At 72.0% G+C, this 18,014-nt stretch carries 17 protein-coding genes; 11 read left to right on the plus strand and 6 right to left on the minus strand.

Annotated elements, in window-relative coordinates:
* Positions 1-97: 97 nt before the first annotated feature.
* A complete protein-coding gene (locus AC07DC_RS17340; RefSeq protein ID WP_478915599.1) occupies positions 98-1,597 on the minus strand; it encodes an FUSC family protein in 1,500 nt (499 codons plus the stop codon).
* Between the two features lie 200 nt (positions 1,598-1,797).
* Between AC07DC_RS17340 and AC07DC_RS17345 the strand changes: the two genes are divergently transcribed.
* Positions 1,798-2,346 (plus strand): Lrp/AsnC family transcriptional regulator, encoded by a 549-nt coding sequence (locus AC07DC_RS17345; protein WP_478915268.1) that lies wholly within the window; start codon positions 1,798-1,800, stop codon positions 2,344-2,346.
* Positions 2,347-2,367: 21 nt separating this feature from the next.
* Here AC07DC_RS17345 and AC07DC_RS17350 read toward each other — a convergent pair whose 3' ends face one another.
* The 4 genes from AC07DC_RS17350 to AC07DC_RS17365 all read right to left on the minus strand — a co-directional run bounded on the left by AC07DC_RS17350 (position 2,368) and on the right by AC07DC_RS17365 (position 6,364).
* The gene (locus tag AC07DC_RS17350) at positions 2,368-3,000 is read right to left on the minus strand and encodes a DJ-1/PfpI family protein (RefSeq protein WP_478915269.1); all 633 of its coding nucleotides are present in this window, start codon (positions 2,998-3,000) and stop codon (positions 2,368-2,370) included.
* A gap of 12 nt (positions 3,001-3,012) precedes the next feature.
* A complete protein-coding gene (locus tag AC07DC_RS17355; RefSeq protein WP_478915270.1) occupies positions 3,013-3,978 on the minus strand; it encodes a GlxA family transcriptional regulator in 966 nt (321 codons plus the stop codon).
* Positions 3,979-4,378: 400 nt separating this feature from the next.
* The gene (locus tag AC07DC_RS17360; RefSeq protein ID WP_478915271.1) at positions 4,379-5,743 is read right to left on the minus strand and encodes an FAD-dependent oxidoreductase; all 1,365 of its coding nucleotides are present in this window, start codon (positions 5,741-5,743) and stop codon (positions 4,379-4,381) included.
* A 198-nt stretch (positions 5,744-5,941) separates the two neighbouring features.
* On the minus strand, positions 5,942-6,364 hold the full coding sequence (locus AC07DC_RS17365; RefSeq protein ID WP_478915272.1) for a secondary thiamine-phosphate synthase enzyme YjbQ: 423 nt from the start codon (positions 6,362-6,364) through the stop codon (positions 5,942-5,944).
* A gap of 103 nt (positions 6,365-6,467) precedes the next feature.
* Between AC07DC_RS17365 and AC07DC_RS17370 the strand changes: the two genes are divergently transcribed.
* From AC07DC_RS17370 to AC07DC_RS17415, 10 genes are all read left to right on the plus strand, one after another.
* Complete coding sequence (locus tag AC07DC_RS17370; RefSeq protein WP_384631905.1) at positions 6,468-6,551, plus strand: putative leader peptide; 84 nt, start codon at positions 6,468-6,470, stop codon at positions 6,549-6,551.
* Between the two features lie 146 nt (positions 6,552-6,697).
* Positions 6,698-7,558, plus strand: coding sequence for an ABC transporter permease (locus AC07DC_RS17375; RefSeq protein WP_478915273.1), 861 nt, complete (start codon positions 6,698-6,700; stop codon positions 7,556-7,558).
* Positions 7,531-8,340, plus strand: coding sequence for an ABC transporter ATP-binding protein (locus AC07DC_RS17380; protein ID WP_478915274.1), 810 nt, complete (start codon positions 7,531-7,533; stop codon positions 8,338-8,340). Before AC07DC_RS17375 ends, AC07DC_RS17380 begins: the two co-directional genes overlap by 28 nt.
* A gap of 41 nt (positions 8,341-8,381) precedes the next feature.
* Positions 8,382-9,419: an ABC transporter substrate-binding protein gene (locus AC07DC_RS17385; protein WP_478915275.1), complete on the plus strand. Its 1,038-nt coding sequence runs from the start codon at positions 8,382-8,384 to the stop codon at positions 9,417-9,419.
* Positions 9,419-10,627, plus strand: a complete 1,209-nt coding sequence (locus AC07DC_RS17390; RefSeq protein ID WP_478915276.1) for an LLM class flavin-dependent oxidoreductase — start codon at positions 9,419-9,421, stop codon at positions 10,625-10,627. Before AC07DC_RS17385 ends, AC07DC_RS17390 begins: the two co-directional genes overlap by 1 nt.
* Positions 10,628-10,770: 143 nt before the next feature.
* Positions 10,771-11,640 (plus strand): glycoside hydrolase family 3 N-terminal domain-containing protein, encoded by an 870-nt coding sequence (locus tag AC07DC_RS17395; RefSeq protein WP_478915277.1) that lies wholly within the window; start codon positions 10,771-10,773, stop codon positions 11,638-11,640.
* Between the two features lie 55 nt (positions 11,641-11,695).
* Positions 11,696-12,811: an NAD(P)-binding domain-containing protein gene (locus AC07DC_RS17400; RefSeq protein WP_478915278.1), complete on the plus strand. Its 1,116-nt coding sequence runs from the start codon at positions 11,696-11,698 to the stop codon at positions 12,809-12,811.
* Between the two features lie 189 nt (positions 12,812-13,000).
* Positions 13,001-13,771 (plus strand): (Fe-S)-binding protein, encoded by a 771-nt coding sequence (locus tag AC07DC_RS17405; protein ID WP_478915279.1) that lies wholly within the window; start codon positions 13,001-13,003, stop codon positions 13,769-13,771.
* Complete coding sequence (locus AC07DC_RS17410; RefSeq protein WP_478915280.1) at positions 13,768-15,243, plus strand: lactate utilization protein B; 1,476 nt, start codon at positions 13,768-13,770, stop codon at positions 15,241-15,243. Before AC07DC_RS17405 ends, AC07DC_RS17410 begins: the two co-directional genes overlap by 4 nt.
* Positions 15,240-15,941, plus strand: a complete 702-nt coding sequence (locus AC07DC_RS17415; protein ID WP_478915281.1) for a LutC/YkgG family protein — start codon at positions 15,240-15,242, stop codon at positions 15,939-15,941. Before AC07DC_RS17410 ends, AC07DC_RS17415 begins: the two co-directional genes overlap by 4 nt.
* A 105-nt stretch (positions 15,942-16,046) precedes the next feature.
* Here AC07DC_RS17415 and AC07DC_RS17420 read toward each other — a convergent pair whose 3' ends face one another.
* Positions 16,047-17,864, minus strand: coding sequence for an ABC transporter ATP-binding protein (locus tag AC07DC_RS17420; protein ID WP_478915282.1), 1,818 nt, complete (start codon positions 17,862-17,864; stop codon positions 16,047-16,049).
* Between the last annotated feature and the right edge of the window lie 150 nt (positions 17,865-18,014).

An 18,014-nucleotide genomic window follows, 5' to 3' on the forward strand; every position in this document is an offset into this window, starting at 1 on the left:
TCCGATGCGGAGGGTCCTACCCGAGGGAGCGGTTGATCCATCCTGTTTGTGGCCGATGCACATGCCTCAGACATGGGCCACGTGTCCACGCCGCAGCTCAGACGGCCAAAGGGGCGCGTGGAGTTGCGCGCAGGGGTGCGACCAGAGCCGTGAGCGCCCCCTCCAGTGCGTGCAGGTGCGCCAGCGCGTGCTCCGCGTGCGGGTGTTCGCCGGCCTCGGCGACCACCGTGAGCTGCGCCGGGACATGCGGAGCACCGGGCGCCACGAGCCGGTGGACGGCTTCCTCGACGCGGCGGCAGGCCGCGAGCAGCCGCTCGTCGTGGCCCGCGTCCGGGTCGGCCACCACCGCGGCGAGGGCGCGGACGCGCTCCGCGCATTCGTCGAGCAGCGCGAGCACGCGGCGCGCCCGCGCCCTGCGGGCCCGCAGCGGGCTGAACGGGTGGACGAGCGGGGCGACGGTGGTCCTGACCCGGCCCAGTACGAGGTCGAGCTCCTGCGCGCGCTGCGCGAGGTCCTCGCCGGGGCCGCCGGCCAGGTGGTGTGCAGCCTGGGTGGTGAAGTCGCGCACGCCGTGCAGCGCGCGCTGGATCCAGGCGTCGGTGGCGGAGTGCGTGCTGATCGGCAGGACGACGACCACGGCCAGTGCGGCGCCGAGCGCCCCGACCGCGGTCTCCTCCAGCCGCAGCCACAGCAGACCCGGGTGGAGGATGCCCAGCAGACCGTAGAGGGAGCCCGCCATGACGGTCACGAAGAACATCATCCAGCTGTACGACACGGGCGCTGTGTAGAAGATCCCGAAGACGCAGATCCCGACGAGCAGGGCGGTCGGCGCCCCCGCGCCGTGCAGCGGCAGGGCCAGCGCGAGACCTGCGGCGATGCCCGTGACGGTGCCGAGCACCCGGCGGAAGCCGCGGACCAGCGTCTCTCCCCGGTGGGCGGTGTTGACGAAGATCCACCACGCGGTGCCGACCGCCCAGTACCAGCGGTCCTCGGAGAGCGCCTGGCCGAGCGCGAGGGCGCACCCGGAGGCGGCGGCGGCCTGGAAGGCCTGGCGGGTGGTGGTCCTGCGCAGTCCGCGCGCCTGCGGCAGCGCGACGACGGCCGGCGGCGCGGCCCGGCGCTCGTAGCACCACAGGCCGAAGCGGACGAGTGCGGCCGAGGCGAGGCCCAGGCCGACGGCCCCGCACAGTTCGGGGAGCACGGCCGGGACGGCGTGCAGGAACTGGGAGATGAAGAACATCATGAACGCGAAGACGCCGAGCGCGTGCCCGCGCGGCCCCCAGCGGCGGGCGTAGACGCCGCCGAAGACCACCGCGACGAAGACCGCGTCACGGGCGTACGGGAACGCGTGCAGCCACGCGGCGACGGCGAGGACCGGAAGCCCCACGACGGGCATCAGCGCGGTGGTGACCGCCTGCTGTCCGACCCGGGCGTCACCGATGACGAAGAGCGCCAGCAGCGCGGCGAGGCCGCCGCCCGCCACGGCGGGCATCGACAGCCCGGCCAGCAGGGCCGAGGTGACCGCCAGCGCGATGCCCAGGACCGCGCGGGACGCGCTGCGCAGCCGCGCGTGCCCCGGGTCCGGAGCGATCAACATCCTCTTCACGTCGGTGGTCCCGCCCCTTGCTCAGCATCGTTCGATCAGCAGACATGACAAAGGCGTTGCGGAGGACCGCAACGCCATCGTCACGCCAAGGAAAGCATCACCAGGGGCAATGGCTCAAACGAGCCAGTCGGTATTGGGCCATTGGTACAGTGAAGAGCTCTGCCGACCGACCAGAAGGAGACCAGTGGCCCATGGCCGTCGATGCACTGGACGCCCGCATCCTGCGGCTGATGCTGGAACAGCCGCGCACCAGCGTGCGTGAGTACGCCCGCGTCCTGGGCGTGGCCCGCGGCACGCTCCAGGCCCGGATCGACCGGCTGGAGCGCGACGGGGTGATCACCGGGTTCGGTCCGCGGCTGTCGCCCGCCGCGCTCGGCCACCCGGTGCTCGCCTTCGTGCACATCGAGGTGACCCAGGGGCACCTGGACGATGTCGGTGACGCGCTGGCCGCGGTGCCCGAGATCATCGAGGCGGTCTCGGTCACCGGCGGCGGCGATCTGCTGACCCGCGTCGTCGCGCGCGACAACGCGCATCTGGAGGACGTCATCCAGCGGCTGATCCGCACCCCGGGCGTGGTCCGCACCCGGACCGAGGTGGCGCTGCGCGAGCGCGTGCCGCACCGCGTGCTGCCGCTGGTCGAAGCGGTGGGACGGAGCGCCGAGGGGCCGGGGCGGGGAGCGGAGGGTCTGGCGCGGGGACCTGAGCGGCCGGAGCGGGGCGCCGCCGACCGGGCGCCGTGATCCCCGGCCCGGTATCCGGCCTCAGCGGTTGAGGCCGGCCGCCAGGAGGTCTTTGGCGGCCTGCGGCGCCTTGGCGAGCGAGCCCGCGTCGAAGGGCGGCTGGGGGTCGTACTCGATCATCAGCTGGATGGCCTGGGCGGTGGTCGGGCCGACGATCCGCCCGGCGAGCGCGAGCGCCATGTCGATCCCCGAGGAGACCCCGGCCGAGGTCACGATCCGCTGCTCGTCGTGGAACACCACCCGCTCCCCGGTGTAGACGGCGCCGAGTCCCTGCAGTTCCTCCGCGGCGCTCCAGTGGGAGGCGGCGGTGAGACCGTCCAGCAGTCCCGCGGCGGCGAGCGCCAGGGATCCGGTGCAGACCGAGGTGGTCCAGGTGGTCGTGGCGTGCATCCGCTCGACCCATGCGATCAGGCCGGGGTCCGCCAGGAAGTCACGGACGCCCCTGCCGCCCGGTACCACCAGGATGTCGCAGGCGGTGATCTCGTCGAACGCGGCGTCGGCGGTCAGAGCGAGCGTCTTGGCGCTGTCCCTGACCGGTCCCACCGTCTCGGCGGCGAACACCGTCTCGGCTCCGGGCAGCATCTTGAGCACCTCGTACGGGCCCACGGCGTCCAGCGCGGTGAACCCGTCGAACAGCGGAATGACGATGTGCATGGCGACTCCCGATCAGTTGGTGCCGAAATGGCGGCGGTACTCGCCCGGGGTGACCCGGACGGTCCGCCGGAAGGAACGGTGCATGGTCTCCACGGTGCCGAAACCGCAGCGCTGGGCAACCGCGCCCACCGTCGTGTCGGTGCTCTCCAGCAGCCGCCGCGCCGCCTCGACGCGGGCGGCCTCGACGTAGGCGGCGGGTGTGCGTCCGGTACCGGCCCGAAAGGTCCTGGTGAAGTTGCGCTCGCTCATCCCGGCGCGCGCCGCCAGCACCGGCACCGCGAGGTCCGCGCCCAGATGGTCGGCGATCCACTCCTGCACCTCGCGCAGCGGCGCCCGCGACGGCCGCTGCGCGGCCAGCTGGGTGCTGAACTGCGCCTGACCGCCGGGCCGCTGGACGAACATGACGAGCTGCCGCGCGATGTCCCGGGCGAGGTCGGCGCCGTGGTCGTCCTCGATCATGGCCAGTGCCAGGTCGATGCCCGCGGTGACTCCGGCCGAGGTCCAGACGTCGCCGTCCCGGACGAAGATGGGGTCGGGGTCGACCGTCACCTGCGGATACTGCTCGGCCAGCCGGTCGCAGCCGCTCCAGTGCGTGACGGCGCGCCGTCCGTTCAGCAGCCCGGCCGCAGCGAGCAGGAAGGCGCCACTGCAGACCGAGGCGACCCGGTCCGCGCGCCGGGCGGCCGCGGCGAACCAGCCGACGAACTCCGCGTCCTGGACCGCCCGCCGTATGCCGGGGCCACCGACGGCGACCAGCGTGCCGATCGGGCCCTCGCACTCGTCGAACGTCAGCGTCGGGGTGACGGCGAGCCCGCCGCTGGACCTGACCGGTCCGGCAGCGGCCGCCACGGTGTCGAGCCGATACCCCGGCCCGGCAAGATTGTGCCGTCCGGCCTGCGCGAACACCTCGTGCGGCCCGGTCAGATCGAGGATCTGGAAGTCCGGGGCGACGACGAAGACGATGCGGTGATCTGTCACCCGTTCATCGTCACCGGCCCGGAGAATGGCGGCAAGGACACGGTTATGACGATTCCCGCCACCGATGCGACGCCGGGACGTCAGGCGTCGCACGGCGGGACGTCAGGCGGCAAAACGCCGACGGCGCGGGTCCCGTCCCCGGTCCCCGCGCCGCCACGTCATGAAGGAGCCCTCGGCAGACCCAGGGCCTGTCCGGCTCTAGGTCGTGTCTTCAAAGGCCCGTCTGGCCGGCGGGGTCTGGCACGCACGCTCGCGGCGTTGTCGTCGGTCGCCGATGGCCCCCAGCTACCACTGGGAGGTGCCCCCACCGCAGGGACTCCCTCCTCCGCCTTGCGACCGCACGCACCAGACCCCGCCGGCCCCGCCCTCCGGGCGGACGACGCTACTTTGAAGACACTCCCTAGGCGCCGCTCGCCTCGAGCATGTCCTCGCGTTCGACGATCTTCACCCGGTCGCGGCCCTGCGGCTCGCCCAGCGACTTCTCCGCGGCGTCGAGCCGGTGCCAGCCCTCCCAGGTGGTGAAGCGGACGTTCCGCTCGCCGAGGAACGCGTCCACGTCCTCCGGGGCAGGCGAAGTGGGTGCGTGCAGACGACCGTTGGCGTAGTCGTCCAGCAGGCTGGCCACCGTCTCGTTGGCGTCGCCCTTGGTGTGGCCGATCAGCCCCACGGGGCCGCGCCGGATCCAGCCGGTGACGTAGGTCGACTGCAGGTGCTCGCCGGTCTCCTCGATCACCCGGCCGGCCCGGTCCGGGACCGTGCCCGACGCGAGGTCCCAGGGCAGCTTGGGCAGCTCGTCGGAGAGGTACCCCACGGCGCGGTAGACCGCGGTGACGTCCCACTCCTTGAAGGTGCCGGTGCCCTTGACGTTGCCGGTGCCGTCGAGGGCGGTGCGCTCGGTGCGCAGGCCGACGACTTCGCCGTCCTTGCCGAGGATCTCGGCCGGTGACTCGAAGAAGTGCAGGAACAGCTTGTGCGGGCGGTCGCCGACATCGCGGATGGCCCAGTTCTCCACGGTCTTGGCCACCATGTCGGCCTGCTTGTTGCCACGCCGGGTCGCGATCGAGCCGTCGTCGTAGTCGATGTCCTCGGGGTCGACGATGACCTCGATGTTCGGGGAGTGATCCAGCTCCCGCAGCTCCATCGGGCTGAACTTCGCCTGCGCCGGGCCGCGGCGGCCGAAGACGTGGACCTCCAGGGCCTTGTTGGCCTTGAGGCCGTCGTGGACGTTGGGCGGGATCTCGGTCGACAGCAGTTCGTCCGCGGTCTTGGCCAGGATCCGCGCCACGTCGAGCGCGACGTTGCCGACGCCGAGGACGGCGACCTTCTCGGCCTCGAGCGGCCAGGTCCGCGGCACGTCCGGGTGCCCGTCGTACCAGGAGACGAAGTCCGCCGCGCCGTACGAGCCGTCGAGGTCGCTGCCGGGTATGTCGAGCGCCCGGTCGGCCGTAGCCCCCGTGGAGAAGATCACCGCGTCGTAGAAGGTGCGCAGGTCGTCCAGGCTGATGTCGCCCGGGTAGTCCACATTGCCGAAGAGGCGGATCTGCGGCTTGTCGAGCACCTGGTGCAGGGCCGTGATGATGCCCTTGATGCGCGGGTGGTCGGGGGCGACGCCGTAGCGGATCAGGCCGAACGGGGCCGGCATCCGCTCGAAGAGGTCGATGGAGACACCGGGCGAGGCAGCCACCGGGGATTTCAGCAGCGCGTCGGCGGCATAGATCCCGGCGGGGCCGGCTCCGACAATTGCTACCCGCACAGGGCGAAGCATGATCAGGTTCCCTTCGAGCGGTGGCAAGCGGACTCGCGGGAAGCCTAAACTAAGGCAAACCTAAGTTAGTAGGCGGGTCAGATCTATGACCCCATAAGGCTGCCTTATGGGCTCTCATCGATCCGATATGACCCACGGAGCCGCACGGACACCCCCACCGGCCATCGCCCATCGACGCGAGGCATACGGCGCCCCAGGTCAGCCCAGAAAGGACAGCCGCACCTGGCGCCGGGGATTGTCGCGGTTGGTGTCCACCAGGACGACGGACTGCCAGGTTCCCAGTTCCAGTCGGCCGTCGATCACCGGGAGCGTGGCGTGTGGCGGGACCAGGGCCGGGAGTACGTGGTCGCGGCCGTGTCCCGGGCTGCCGTGGCGGTGGCGCCAGCGGTCGTCGGCGGGGAGCAGGTCGTGCAGCGCGGCCAGCAGGTCGTCGTCGCTGCCCGCGCCGGTCTCCATGACGGCGATGCCGGCGGTCGCGTGCGGGACGAAGACGTTGAGCAGCCCGTCGCGGCCGTGTGCGGCCTCGTCGAGGAACTCGGCGCAGGCTGCGGTGAGATCGTGGACCGTCTCGGTGGAGCCGGTCGGGATGTCGAGAGTGCGGGTGGTGAACGCGTGGGCCATGGCTCCATGGTCGCCCAACGCCGCCGGATCCGCGTTTGGGACTCCCGTCCGGGTGGCGAGACGACGTTGACCGGGCGCGGGACGGCTCGCTAGGTTCTCCCGCATGTTGCGTCCCGTTCTGCTCACCACGCGCGGTCACATCGACCTGCTGCGGGTGGCCTCCGCCGCGTGTCCTCGCGGCTGCTGACGCCTTCTCACTCGTTCGTCCTTCTCCTCGCCTCGCTCTTTAGCGCGCTCCCGGGCTGATCCCGCACGAATCCGTACGGATCCGACCCGTCGGGAGCCTGCGCGTCGAGGCGTGCCTCCGCCTGCCGCCCCCGCCGTGGAGTCGTCATGACCATCAGCAAACCACCGCCGGACATATCCGTAATACCCGACCAGGGAATCGTCCTTGAGCTGGAACCGATCATCTCGGCGGCCTCCCGGCGCCGCCATGTACCCCGCTGGCTGCGCCGGACCGCCGGACCCCTTCTCCTCCTGGCCCTGTGGCAGGTGCTGAGCAGCACCGGAGTTCTGCAACCCGACATCCTCGCCTCCCCCGGCACCATCGCACGGGCCGGAAGGGAGCTGATCGCGGACGGGACACTGCCGTCCGCGATGCTCGTCTCGCTCCAACGCGTCGCCCTCGGACTGGTCTTCGGCGTTCTCGCGGGCACCGCGCTCGCCCTGGTCTCGGGGCTCTCCCGGCTCGGCGAGGACCTGGTCGACGCGAGCGTGCAGATGCTGCGGACGGTGCCCTGGGTGGGTCTGATCCCGCTCTTCATCATCTGGCTCGGCATCGGCGAGGCGCCCAAGATCGCGCTGATCTCGCTGGGCGTCGCCTTCCACCTCTATCTGAACGTCTACGCGGGCATCCGCGGCGTGGACGAGCAGCTCATCGAGGCCGGCACCTCGCTCGGCCTGTCCCGCTGGGGACTGGTGCGCCATGTCGTCCTGCCCGGTGCACTGCCGGGCGCGATGACCGGACTGCGCTACTCGCTGGCGACCGCCTGGCTCGCGCTGGTGTTCAGCGAGCAGATCAACGCCGACGACGGCATCGGTTTCGTCATGAACCAGGCCCGCGAGTTCTTCCGCACCGACGTGATCGTGGTCTGCCTCGTCGTCTACGCCTTCCTCGGCCTGACCGCCGACATCGTCGTCCGCACTCTCGAAAGGCTGCTGCTGCAATGGCGACCGACCTTCACCGGCAAGTGACCCGGCCCGCAGGCCAGAAGACCGACCGGAAGCCGGACCGTCCGGGGACGGGGACGGGGACGGGGCCCGGAACGGCGGTCCGGGTCGAGGGACTGACCCGCGCCTTCGACGGGCGCGCCGTGATCGACCGGCTCGATCTCGACATCCGGCCGGGCGAGTTCACCGCCCTGCTCGGCCGCAGCGGCTGCGGCAAGAGCACGCTGCTGCGCGTGCTGGCCGGTCTCGACCGCGAGGTCGAGGGTTCGGTGCTGGTGCCGCGGCGGCGCGCCGTCGCCTTCCAGTCGCCGCGGCTGATGCCGTGGAAGCGGGTGTGGCGCAACGTCCTGCTCGGGCTGCCCGGCCGGCCCGACCGCGCGGTCGCGGAGCAGGCGCTGGAAGAGGTCGGGCTCGGCCACCGGTCCGGCGCCTGGCCCAAGACGCTCTCCGGCGGCGAGGCCCAGCGCGCCTCGCTGGCCCGCGCCCTGGTCCGGGAGCCGGATCTGCTGCTGCTCGACGAACCGTTCGGCGCCCTCGACGCGCTGACCCGGATCACCGCCCAGCGGCTCGTCGCCGAGCTGTGGCAGCGGCGCGGGTGCGCGGTGCTGCTCGTCACCCATGACGTGGACGAGGCGCTGCTGCTGGCCGACCGCGCGCTGGTGATGGAGAACGGCGTGATCGCCCACGACAATCCCGTCGCGCTGCCGCGCCCCCGCGATCCGGGCGACCCCCGGTTCGCCGAACTGCGATCCCGCCTGCTCGATCAGCTCGGCGTCGACAACCACCCTGCCGTCCAAGCTGCCTGACGACCTCTCACTCTCGTTCCGAACGGAAGAAACGATCTCCCATGAAACGCTTCGCCCCCGCCCTGCTGCTCCCGCTCGCCCTGCTGCTGACCGCCTGCGGCGGGTCGTCCGCCGCCGATGACGCCTCGGGCGCGTCGAACACCTCGGACGGTCTCGGTGGTGTCACGCTCAACGTCGGTGACCAGAAAGGCGGTTCCGAGGCGATCCTGCGGGCCGCCGGAGAACTGGAGAAGGTGCCGTACAAGATCAAATGGTCGACGTTCACCTCCGGGCCACCGCTCCTCGAAGCGGTCAACGCGCGGGCGGTGGACATCGGCGGGGTCGGCAACACCCCGCCGGTCTTCGCGGCGGGCGCCCGCTCGAAGGTCACGGTGGTGGGCGCCTCGCACGGCTCGTCCGCCGGTGAGGTCATCGCGGTGCCCAAGGACTCCGATCTGACGTCGGTGGCCGATCTCAAGGGCAAGTCGGTGGCGGTGGCGCAGGGCAGCTCCGCCCACTTCCAGCTGGTGGCCGCGCTCACGAAGGCGGGCCTGAAGCTGACCGACGTCAAGGTCAGCTATCTGCAGCCGGCCGACGCGCTGGCCGCGTTCAGCCGGGGTCGGGTGGACGCCTGGGCCATCTGGGACCCGTACACCTCGCAGATCCTGCGCAACACCGGCGCCCGGGTGCTGACCACCGGGGACGGCGTCGTCAACGGGCTGGCCTTCCAGGTCGCCGCGCCCTCGGCGCTGCAGGACAAGAACAAGTCCCAGGCGATCGGCGACTACCTCACCCGGCTGCGCCGGGCCCAGGACTGGGCGTTCAAGCACCCCGAGGAGTGGGCGAAGGTCTGGTCGAAAGCGACCGGGCTGCCGTACGACGTCGCACTGGACGCGGTGAAGCGCAGCAGCGGCACCCGGGTGGCGGTGGCCGTGGACGACGCCGCGATCGCCTCCGAGCAGAAGATCGCCGACACCTTCGCCGACCTCAAGCTCATCCCGAACCACTTCGCGTTCAAGGACTTCGTCGACCAGCGCTTCAACGCCGGCCTGCCGGCCTCCACCACGCCGGCCCGCTCCTACGGAAAGGCCTCCTCCTGATGTCCGTGCACCTGCACTGGTTCCTGCCCACGGGCGGCGACGGCCGGACCCTGGTCGACCGCCACGCCTACACCGACGGCGGCATCAAGCGCTCGCGGATCACGCCGATCAGCGGGGTCCGCGCCCCCGACATCGACTATCTGGCGCAGATCGCCCGCGCCGCCGACCAGTTGGGCTTCGAGGCCGTACTGACGCCGACCGGCACCTGGTGCGAGGACGCCTGGCTGACGACGGTGGCGCTCTCGCAGCACACCGACCGGCTGAAGTTCCTGGTGGCGTTCCGGCCCGGCGTCATCTCGCCCGTCCTGGCGGCGCAGATGGCGGCCACGTACCAGCGGATCACCCGCGGCCGGCTGATGCTGAACGTCGTGACCGGCGGCGACTCCACCGAGCAGAAGCGCTTCGGCGACCATCTGGACCACGACAACCGGTACGCCAGGACCGATGAGTTCCTGTCGGTGGTGCGCGGGGTGTGGGAGGGCAAGCCCTTCGACTTCCACGGCGACCACTACCAGGTGGAGGGCGGGCTGGTGGCGCTGCCGCCCGAGCCGCGCCCGCCGGTCTTCTTCGGCGGCTCGTCGCCGGCCGCGGGACCGGTCGCGGCCCGGAACGCGGATGTCTATCTGACCTGGGGGGAGCCGCCGGAGCAGGTCAAGCAGAAGATCGACTGGATTCGCGGGCTGGCAGAGGTGGAGGGCCGCACCGTCCGGTTCGGCATTCGGATGCATGTCATCTCGCGCGACTCCTCGAAGGACGCCTGGGCGACCGCGAACCGGCTGTTGGACGACCTCGACGACGACACCGTCGCCGCCGCCCAGCAGGCGCTCGGCAAGAGTGAGTCAGTGGGCCAGCAGCGGATGCTGGCCCTGCACGGCGGCTCCCGCGACAAGCTGGAGATCTCCCCCAACCTGTGGGCGGGGGTGGGGCTGGTGCGCGGCGGCGCGGGGACGGCGCTGGTGGGCAACCACTCCGAGGTCGCGGACCGGATCGAGGAGTACCACGCCCTGGGCGTCGAGCACTTCGTGCTCTCCGGCTACCCGCACCTGGAGGAGGCGTACTGGTTCGGCGAGGGCGTGACGCCCGAACTGGCGGCACGCGGCCTGCTCGACACCGTCCCCGGCTCCCCGCTGGCGGGCGTTCCGGCCACCAACGGCCGTCCGGCGTCCGCGCCGGGCGGTGCGCCGTTGCTGCTCTCCGGGGGGCGTTGAGCGGCGGCGGAAAATCGCGGCTGCCCGTCCGCCGGTAGATCGTTCCCGTCGGACGGGCAGCCGCTTCCCGATTGGTCTGGACCATTAGGTCGCTGTCGGGATACCCTCCCACTGCCGCCGCACGCCAAAGGGGGACAGCCGACGTGAACACCCTGCACCGTATCGCCGCACTGGTCGACGCCTGCCTGCTCCCCGCCTGCCGCACCGCGCGGCTGCCGGACTGGATACGGCTCGGGCTCGACCGGGGCATGCCGGGGGTGGTCGCCTACGCGAGAACTCCCGCCGCCTCCCGCCGGATCACGGACGCGCTGCACGAGCGGCTCCCCGACGCCCTCACCGGCCGTCCCGGCGACCCCCCGAGCAGCGCCGGAAGCGATCCCGGCACCGGTGGCAGCGGCAGTTCCGCGGCCGCCGAACTGGTGGGTCTGGGAGCCAACTTCCATCTCGGCGTCCGGCCGGGCTTGCGGGCCGACGCGACCCGGGTCTTCGTCACCGATCTGCAGGCGCACGGTGTCGCCGCGGCCCTCGGCCCCTTCACCGGCGAGGGTCCGCTGCGGCCGTTCGCCGAAGGCGCCGCCGCCGGAGTACGGGCGATCACCGCCGGACGCACCCCGGTTCCGGGCGGCGACGGCCTCCCGGCCACCCTCAGCGGCCGGGCCGTGACGGGCGTGCTGCGCGGTGACCTCGGCTACCGCGGAGTGGTGGTCAGCGACACCCTCGACGCGCCGTCGATCGTCAACGGCTGGGGGGTGCCGGGCGCCGCCGTGCTGGCCTGGATCGCCGGGGTCGACCTGGTCCAGCTCGGCCCGGCGTGCGGCGCGGGCGTACGCGAGGCGATCCACACCGCCGCTGCCCGCGCGGTGGCCGACGGAGACCTCGCGCCCGCCCGGCTGGAGGAGGCCGCCGAGCGCGTGGCCCGCCTGCGGCGCTGGGCCTCCGAGCCGCGGATGCCGACGCCGGCGGCCCCGGAACCCACTTCGACTCCCGCTCCCGCTTCGGCCATCCGCCGCTAGCCCTGGTCCGACGCCCCACGGGAAGCTTTTCGCACCACCCGAGGTTGGTAGAACCGTGAACGACTTGAGCGGACCGCACGAGGTCGACGTCGCCGTCATCGGGGCCGGGCAGGCGGGCCTGTCGGGTGCGTACTTCCTCAGCCGCGCCGGGTTCCGTCCCGACGAGGGCTTCGCCGTGCTCGACCACTCCCCCGGCCCCGGCGGCGCCTGGCAGTTCCGCTGGCCCTCGCTCACCTACGCCAAGGCCCACGGCGTGCACGACCTGCCCGGCCTCCCCCTGGAGGGCGCCGATCCGGCCCGGCCCTCCTCCGAGGTCGTCTCCGAGTACTTCGACCGCTACGAGCGCACCTTCGACCTGCGCGTCCACCGCCCGGTGAACGTTTCCGCGGTCCGCGAGGCGGGCGGCGGGCGGCTGCTCGTCGAGACGGACGCGGGAGCGTGGTCCGCCCGCGCGCTGATCAACGCCTCCGGCACCTGGGACCGTCCCTTCGTCCCGCACTACCCCGGCCAGGAGACCTTCCTCGGCCGCCAGCTGCACACCGCCGGCTACCGGGGCGCGGCGGAGTTCGCCGGCCGCCGGGTGATCGTCGTCGGCGGCGGGACCTCCGCCGTGCAGCTGCTGATGGAGCTCGCCGAGGTCGCCGACACCACCTGGATCACCCGGCGTCCGCCGCTCTTCCGCGACCAGCCGTTCGACGAGGACTGGGGCCGCGCCGCCATCGCCCTCGTCGAGGAGCGGGTCCGGGCGGGGCTGCCGCCGCAGAGCGTGGTCAGCGTCACCGGCCTGGCGGCCACCGAGGCGGTCCGCGCCGCGCGGGCGCGCGGGATCCTCGACCCGCTGCCGGCGTTCGACCGCGTCACCGAGCACGGCGTCACCTGGAACGACGGCCGGGAGCTGGAGACCGACGTGATCCTGTGGGCCACCGGCTTCCGCGCCGCCCTCGACCATCTCGCACCGCTGCGGCTGCGCGAGCCCGGCGGCGGCATCCGGCTGGACGGAACCACCCGGGTCGCCAAGGACCCGCGTGTCCACCTCATCGGTTACGGGCCCTCCGCCAGCACCATCGGGGCCAACCGGGCGGGGCGCACGGCGGTCCGCGAGATCCGCCAACTCCTCGCGCGGGGAGCGGAAGAGACCGCGCCCGTACGGTCTCCCGCCCTCGCGCACTGACCGCTCGGCCGCGGGGACCGCTAACCTTCCGGCCATGCCCGACTCGCGCTCTCGGCGGGAGCTTCCCGCACTCCCCGGCGCCCTCGCCGCGGCCGGCTCGACGCCGCCACCAGGCCGCTGCGGCACGGCACGCCAGAAAACATCCGATGTCTGCTTCCCACTGGTCCCGCGCTACGGCAGTATGAGGCCATGCGCGTAGCCCTCTTCGTCACCTGCGTGAACGACATGCTCTATCCGGACACCGGGCGGGCCACCGTCGCACTGCTCGAACGGCTGGGTGTGGATGTCGACTTTCCCCCGGCGCAGACCTGCTGCGGGCAGCCCCAGTTCAACACCGGCTACCGGCACGAGACCGAGCCGCTGGTGCGCCGGTACGCGGCCGCCTTCGAGGGGTACGACCACATCGTGACCCCATCGGGGTCCTGCGCGGCCATGGTGCGCGAGAACTATCCGCGGATCGGAGCGAAGGCCGCCGCCGAAGGGCGCGGCGACAGCCTCGCCGAAGCAGCCGCGTCCGTCGTGCCCAGGACGTACGAGCTGACGGAGTTCCTGGTGGACGTGTTGAAGGTGACCGACGTCGGGGCGTACTTTCCGCACACGGTCACCTACCATCCCACCTGCCACGGGCTGCGGGTGCTGGGCCTCGGCCGGCGTCCGCTGGCGCTGCTGGAGAACGTCGAGGGGCTGCGGCTGCGGCAGTTGGAGGGCGCGGAGGAGTGCTGCGGCTTCGGCGGCACCTTCGCCGTCAAGAACGCGGCCGTGTCCGCCGCGATGGGTGCGGACAAGACCCGGCACATCGCCGGGACCGGAGCCGCCGCCGTCTGCACCGTCGACAACTCCTGCCTGATGCACATCGGCGGCACGCTGGCCCGGGAGGACTCGCCGGTCCGGCCGGTGCACATCGCCGAGATCCTCGCCGCGACGGAGGAGCACCCCTACCCGATGGAAGAGGTCCGATGAGCGGCACGTATCTGGGGATGCCGGCCTTCCCGGAAGCCGCCGCGAAGTCCACCCAGGACACCCAGCTGCGCGGCAATCTGCGGCACGCGACGCACACCATCCGCGCCAAACGCGCGGTGGCGGTGGCCGAGCTGGACGACTGGCCGCAGCTGAGGGCCGCCGGAGCCGCCGTCAAGGACCGTACGCTGCGCCATCTCGACCACTACCTGGAGCAGTTGGAGGCGGCGGTCACGGCCGCGGGCGGCCAGGTCCACTGGGCGGCCGACGCCGCGGAGGCCAACCGGATCGTGACGGACCTGGTGCGCGCCACCGGCGAGACCGAGGTCGTCAAGGTCAAGTCGATGGCCACCCAGGAGATCGGCCTCAACGAAGCCCTCGCCGAGGCCGGCATCCACGCCTACGAGACCGACCTCGCCGAACTGATCGTGCAGCTCGGCGACGATCTCCCGTCGCACATCCTGGTCCCCGCGATTCACAAGAACCGGTCCGAGATCCGGGACATCTTCACCGAGCGGATGGGCGACTGGGGCCGGGCGGCGCCCGACGGGCTGTCCGACGAGCCCGCCGACCTCGCCGACGCGGCGCGGCTGCACCTGCGGGAGAAGTTCCTGCGGGCCAAGGTCGCCGTCTCCGGCGCGAACTTCATGGTGGCCGAGACCGGCACCCTCGTCGTCCTGGAGTCCGAGGGGAACGGCCGGATGTGCCTGACGCTCCCCGAGACCCTCATCTCGGTCGTCGGCATCGAGAAGACCATCCCCACCTGGCAGGACCTGGAGATCTACCTCCAGACGCTGCCCCGCTCCTCGACCGCCGAGCGGATGAACCCGTACACCTCGACGTGGACGGGCACCACGGAGGGCGACGGACCGCAGACGTTCCACCTGGTGCTGCTCGACAACGGCCGTACCGACACCCTCGCCGACACCGTCGGCCGCCAGGCGCTGCGCTGCATCCGCTGCTCCGCCTGTCTGAACGTCTGCCCGGTCTACGAGCGGGCCGGCGGCCACGCGTACGGCTCCGCCTACCCCGGCCCCATCGGCGCCATCCTCACCCCGCAACTGCGCGGTACCGCCTCGGCGCTGGACGCCTCGCTGCCGTACGCGTCGACGCTGTGCGGCGCGTGCTACGAGGTCTGCCCGGTCGCGATCGACATCCCGGAGGTCCTGGTCCATCTGCGGGAACGGGTCGTCGAGGGCGGGGCGGTGACGCTGCGCGGCACCCGGGCCGTCATCAAACCGGCCAAGGGGCACGCCGCCGAGCGGGCCGCGATGCGCGCCGCCCGCTGGACGCTCGACCATCCGGCCGCCCTCCGCGCAGGGCAGCGGCTGGCCGCCCGCACCCGGCGGCTGCATCCGGCGCGGCTGCCGGGCCCGGGACGTGCCTGGTCCGCCACCCGCGAGCTGCCGACCGTACCCGCCGAATCGTTCCGTGACTGGTGGCAGCGCACCCGGGGAGAAGGAAGCAGCACATGAACCACCCCAATCCCGCGAGCCGGCCGGGCGGTACGAGCAGCCGGGAGCGGGTCCTCGGACGGATCCGGCGCGCGCTGGCCGATGTGCCGCGCGACGAACTCCCCGGCAGCGCCCCACTGGACCGCGACTATCTGCGGGTGCACGGGACCCGGACCCCGGAGCAGACCGCCGACCTGCTGGCCGTCCATCTCGCGGACTACCGCGCGCTGGTCCACCGGTGCCCGGCCGGCGAACTCCCGGCGTTGATCGCCACGCTGCTCGCCGAGCGCGGCGCCCGCTCCGCCGTCGTCCCCGACGGCCTGCCCGACGGCTGGCTCTCCGCCGTCGCCGGGGTGGAGCTCGTCCCGGACACCCTCGCCCTGACCGCGCGCGAACTCGACGCCGTGGACAGTGTGGTGACCGGCTGCGCGGTGGCCGTCGCCGAGACCGGCACCATCGTGCTGGACGGCTCGCCGGGCCAGGGCCGGCGCCGCATCACGCTCGTGCCCGACCACCACATCTGCGTGGTCCTGGCCCCCGGGCAGATCGTCGATTCGATCCCCGAGGCGATGGAACGCCTCGATCCCGCCCGGCCGCTGACCTGGATCTCCGGCCCTTCCGCCACCAGCGACATCGAGCTCGACCGGGTGGAGGGCGTGCACGGTCCGCGCACGCTGGAAGTGATCCTGGTGGACGAAATCAGCGCGGTGAAAGGCTGATCAGGGGCTGACCCCGGCGAGGACCCGGCAAGGGTCCGGCGGGGTCCGCCCCGGCAGTGCCAGGGCGTGACCCGGGAGTCCGTCGTGGCGGGACCCCGGCACGGTCTACGCGGTCTTGGCGAGTTCGGAGGTCGCGAGCCGCTCGTCGCGGCGGACCAGCGCCGCGTAGCGGCCGTCGCGTACCAGCAGTTCGTCGTGGGTGCCGCGTTCGGCGATCCGGCCCGCGTCGAGCACCACGATCTCGTCGGCGTCACGGACGGTGGAGAGCCGGTGGGCGATGGTGATGGTGGTGCGGCCGGCCGACAGCGCGTCGATGGCCTCCTGGACGGCCTGCTCGGTGCGGGTGTCGAGCGCGCTGGTGGCCTCGTCGAGGATCAGGACCGGCGGGTCGCGCAGGATGGTGCGCGCGATGGCCAGGCGCTGCTTCTCACCACCGGAGAACCGGTAGCCGCGCTCGCCGACGAGGGTGTCGTAGCCGTCGGGGAGACCGGCGATGTGGTCGTGGATCTGGGCGGCCTTCGCGGCGGCGACGATCTCGTCGTCGGTCGCGTCCGGCTTGGCGAACCGCAGGTTCTCGGCGACCGAGGCGTGGAAGAGATACGTCTCCTGGGCGACCACGCCGACCGATTCGGCGAGCGTGTCGAAGGCGAGGTCGCGGACGTCGACGCCGTCGATCGTCACCCGGCCGCCCGTCACGTCGTACAGGCGGGGCACCAGGTAGCTGAGCGTGCTCTTGCCGGAACCCGTCGAACCGACGATGGCCAGGCTGCCGCCGGCCGGTACGGCGAGGTCGATGCCGTGCAGCGTGCGCTGGGCGCCGGAGGCGTCGTACGAGAAGTCGACGTTCTCGAACCGTACGTCGCCGCGGGCGCGCTCCATGCGGACCGGGTCGGCGCGCTCGGTGATGTCGACGGGCAGGTCGAGGTATTCGAAGATGCGCTGGAAGAGCGCCAGCGAGGTCTGCACCTGGACACCGGTCGACAGCAGGCTCACGGTCGGGCGGAACAGGCCCTGCTGGAGCGAGACGAAGGCGACGAGCGTACCGATGGAGATGGCCGGCCCGCCGTTGCTCATGGTCAGACCGGCGGCCCAGTACAGCAGCGCGGGCATGGCGGCCATGACGATGCCGATGGTGGACATCCGCCAGCGTCCGGCCATGTTGGAGCGCACTTCGAGGTCGACCAGCCGCTCGGACTCCTCGGAGAAGGAGCGGGTGAGCGAGTCGGAGCGGCCCATGGTGCGGCCGAGCAGGATGCCGCTGACCGACAGCGACTCGGTGACGATGGCCGACATGGAGGCCATCTGCTTCTGCCGCTGGGTGGTGATCTTCTTGCGCTCACGGCCGACCCGGCGGCTGATCCACACGAACACCGGGAGCAGCAGCAGGGAGACGATCGTCAGCCGCCAGTCCAGGGCGAGCATCGCGACCACGGAGGCGATGACGGCGGTGAGGTTGGAGACCAGCGAGGTCGCGGTGGACGTCACGGTCGCCTGCATGCCGCCGATGTCGTTGGCGATACGGGACTGCACCTCGCCGGTGCGGGTCCTGGTGAAGAAGGCGAGCGACATGCGCTGCAGCTGCTCGTAGACCGCGGTGCGCAGGTCGTGCATGACGCGCTGGCCGACGGTGGTCGAGATCAGGGTCTGCAGCACGCCGAAGACGCTGGTGACGACGGCGGTGGCGATCATGCCGAGGGCGAGCAGGCTGAGCAGCCCGGTGCGGCCCTGCGGGATCGCGGTGTCCAGGATCGCCTTCAGCAGGAAGGGCGAGGCGACCGAGACGAGGGAGGAGAGCGCGACCAGGACGCCCACGAAGGCGAGCCGGCTGCGGTAGGGACGGAAGAGCCGCACGATGCGGCGCACGTCGGTGGGTGTGTCGGGGTCCTTGGGCGGTGGCGTCCACCGGGTTTTGTCGGGGTGCAAAGGGCTCCTCGGGAGGTTGCTGGGGTCGGATGCCGGTACGGCCGGCGATGTCGGAGCGCTGCCCGCGCATCACTGCCGGACCGGACCGACTTCAGGAGTGTAAGTCATTGTTACCTATGTTCACAATGACTTACATCCTGATATCCTTGG

It is taken from the genome of Streptomyces sp. NPDC045021 (genome assembly GCF_056432645.1).

Bases quoted from the DNA above. Each gene is read 5' to 3' on its own strand.
- AC07DC_RS17350 (WP_478915269.1), bottom strand. From the start codon at position 3,000: ATGCACATCGTCATTCCGCTGTTCGACGGGTTCACCGCGCTGGACGCC.
- AC07DC_RS17360 (WP_478915271.1), bottom strand. From the start codon at position 5,743: ATGCTTCGCCCTGTGCGGGTAGCAATTGTCGGAGCCGGCCCCGCCGGG.
- AC07DC_RS17380 (WP_478915274.1), top strand. From the start codon at position 7,531: ATGGCGACCGACCTTCACCGGCAAGTGACCCGGCCCGCAGGCCAGAAG.
- AC07DC_RS17410 (WP_478915280.1), top strand. From the start codon at position 13,768: ATGAGCGGCACGTATCTGGGGATGCCGGCCTTCCCGGAAGCCGCCGCG.
- AC07DC_RS17365 (WP_478915272.1), bottom strand. From the start codon at position 6,364: ATGGCCCACGCGTTCACCACCCGCACTCTCGACATCCCGACCGGCTCC.
- AC07DC_RS17390 (WP_478915276.1), top strand. From the start codon at position 9,419: ATGTCCGTGCACCTGCACTGGTTCCTGCCCACGGGCGGCGACGGCCGG.
- AC07DC_RS17405 (WP_478915279.1), top strand. From the start codon at position 13,001: ATGCGCGTAGCCCTCTTCGTCACCTGCGTGAACGACATGCTCTATCCG.
- AC07DC_RS17375 (WP_478915273.1), top strand. From the start codon at position 6,698: ATGACCATCAGCAAACCACCGCCGGACATATCCGTAATACCCGACCAG.
- AC07DC_RS17415 (WP_478915281.1), top strand. From the start codon at position 15,240: ATGAACCACCCCAATCCCGCGAGCCGGCCGGGCGGTACGAGCAGCCGG.
- AC07DC_RS17370 (WP_384631905.1), top strand. From the start codon at position 6,468: ATGTTGCGTCCCGTTCTGCTCACCACGCGCGGTCACATCGACCTGCTG.
- AC07DC_RS17345 (WP_478915268.1), top strand. From the start codon at position 1,798: ATGGCCGTCGATGCACTGGACGCCCGCATCCTGCGGCTGATGCTGGAA.
- AC07DC_RS17385 (WP_478915275.1), top strand. From the start codon at position 8,382: ATGAAACGCTTCGCCCCCGCCCTGCTGCTCCCGCTCGCCCTGCTGCTG.
- AC07DC_RS17340 (WP_478915599.1), bottom strand. From the start codon at position 1,597: ATGTTGATCGCTCCGGACCCGGGGCACGCGCGGCTGCGCAGCGCGTCC.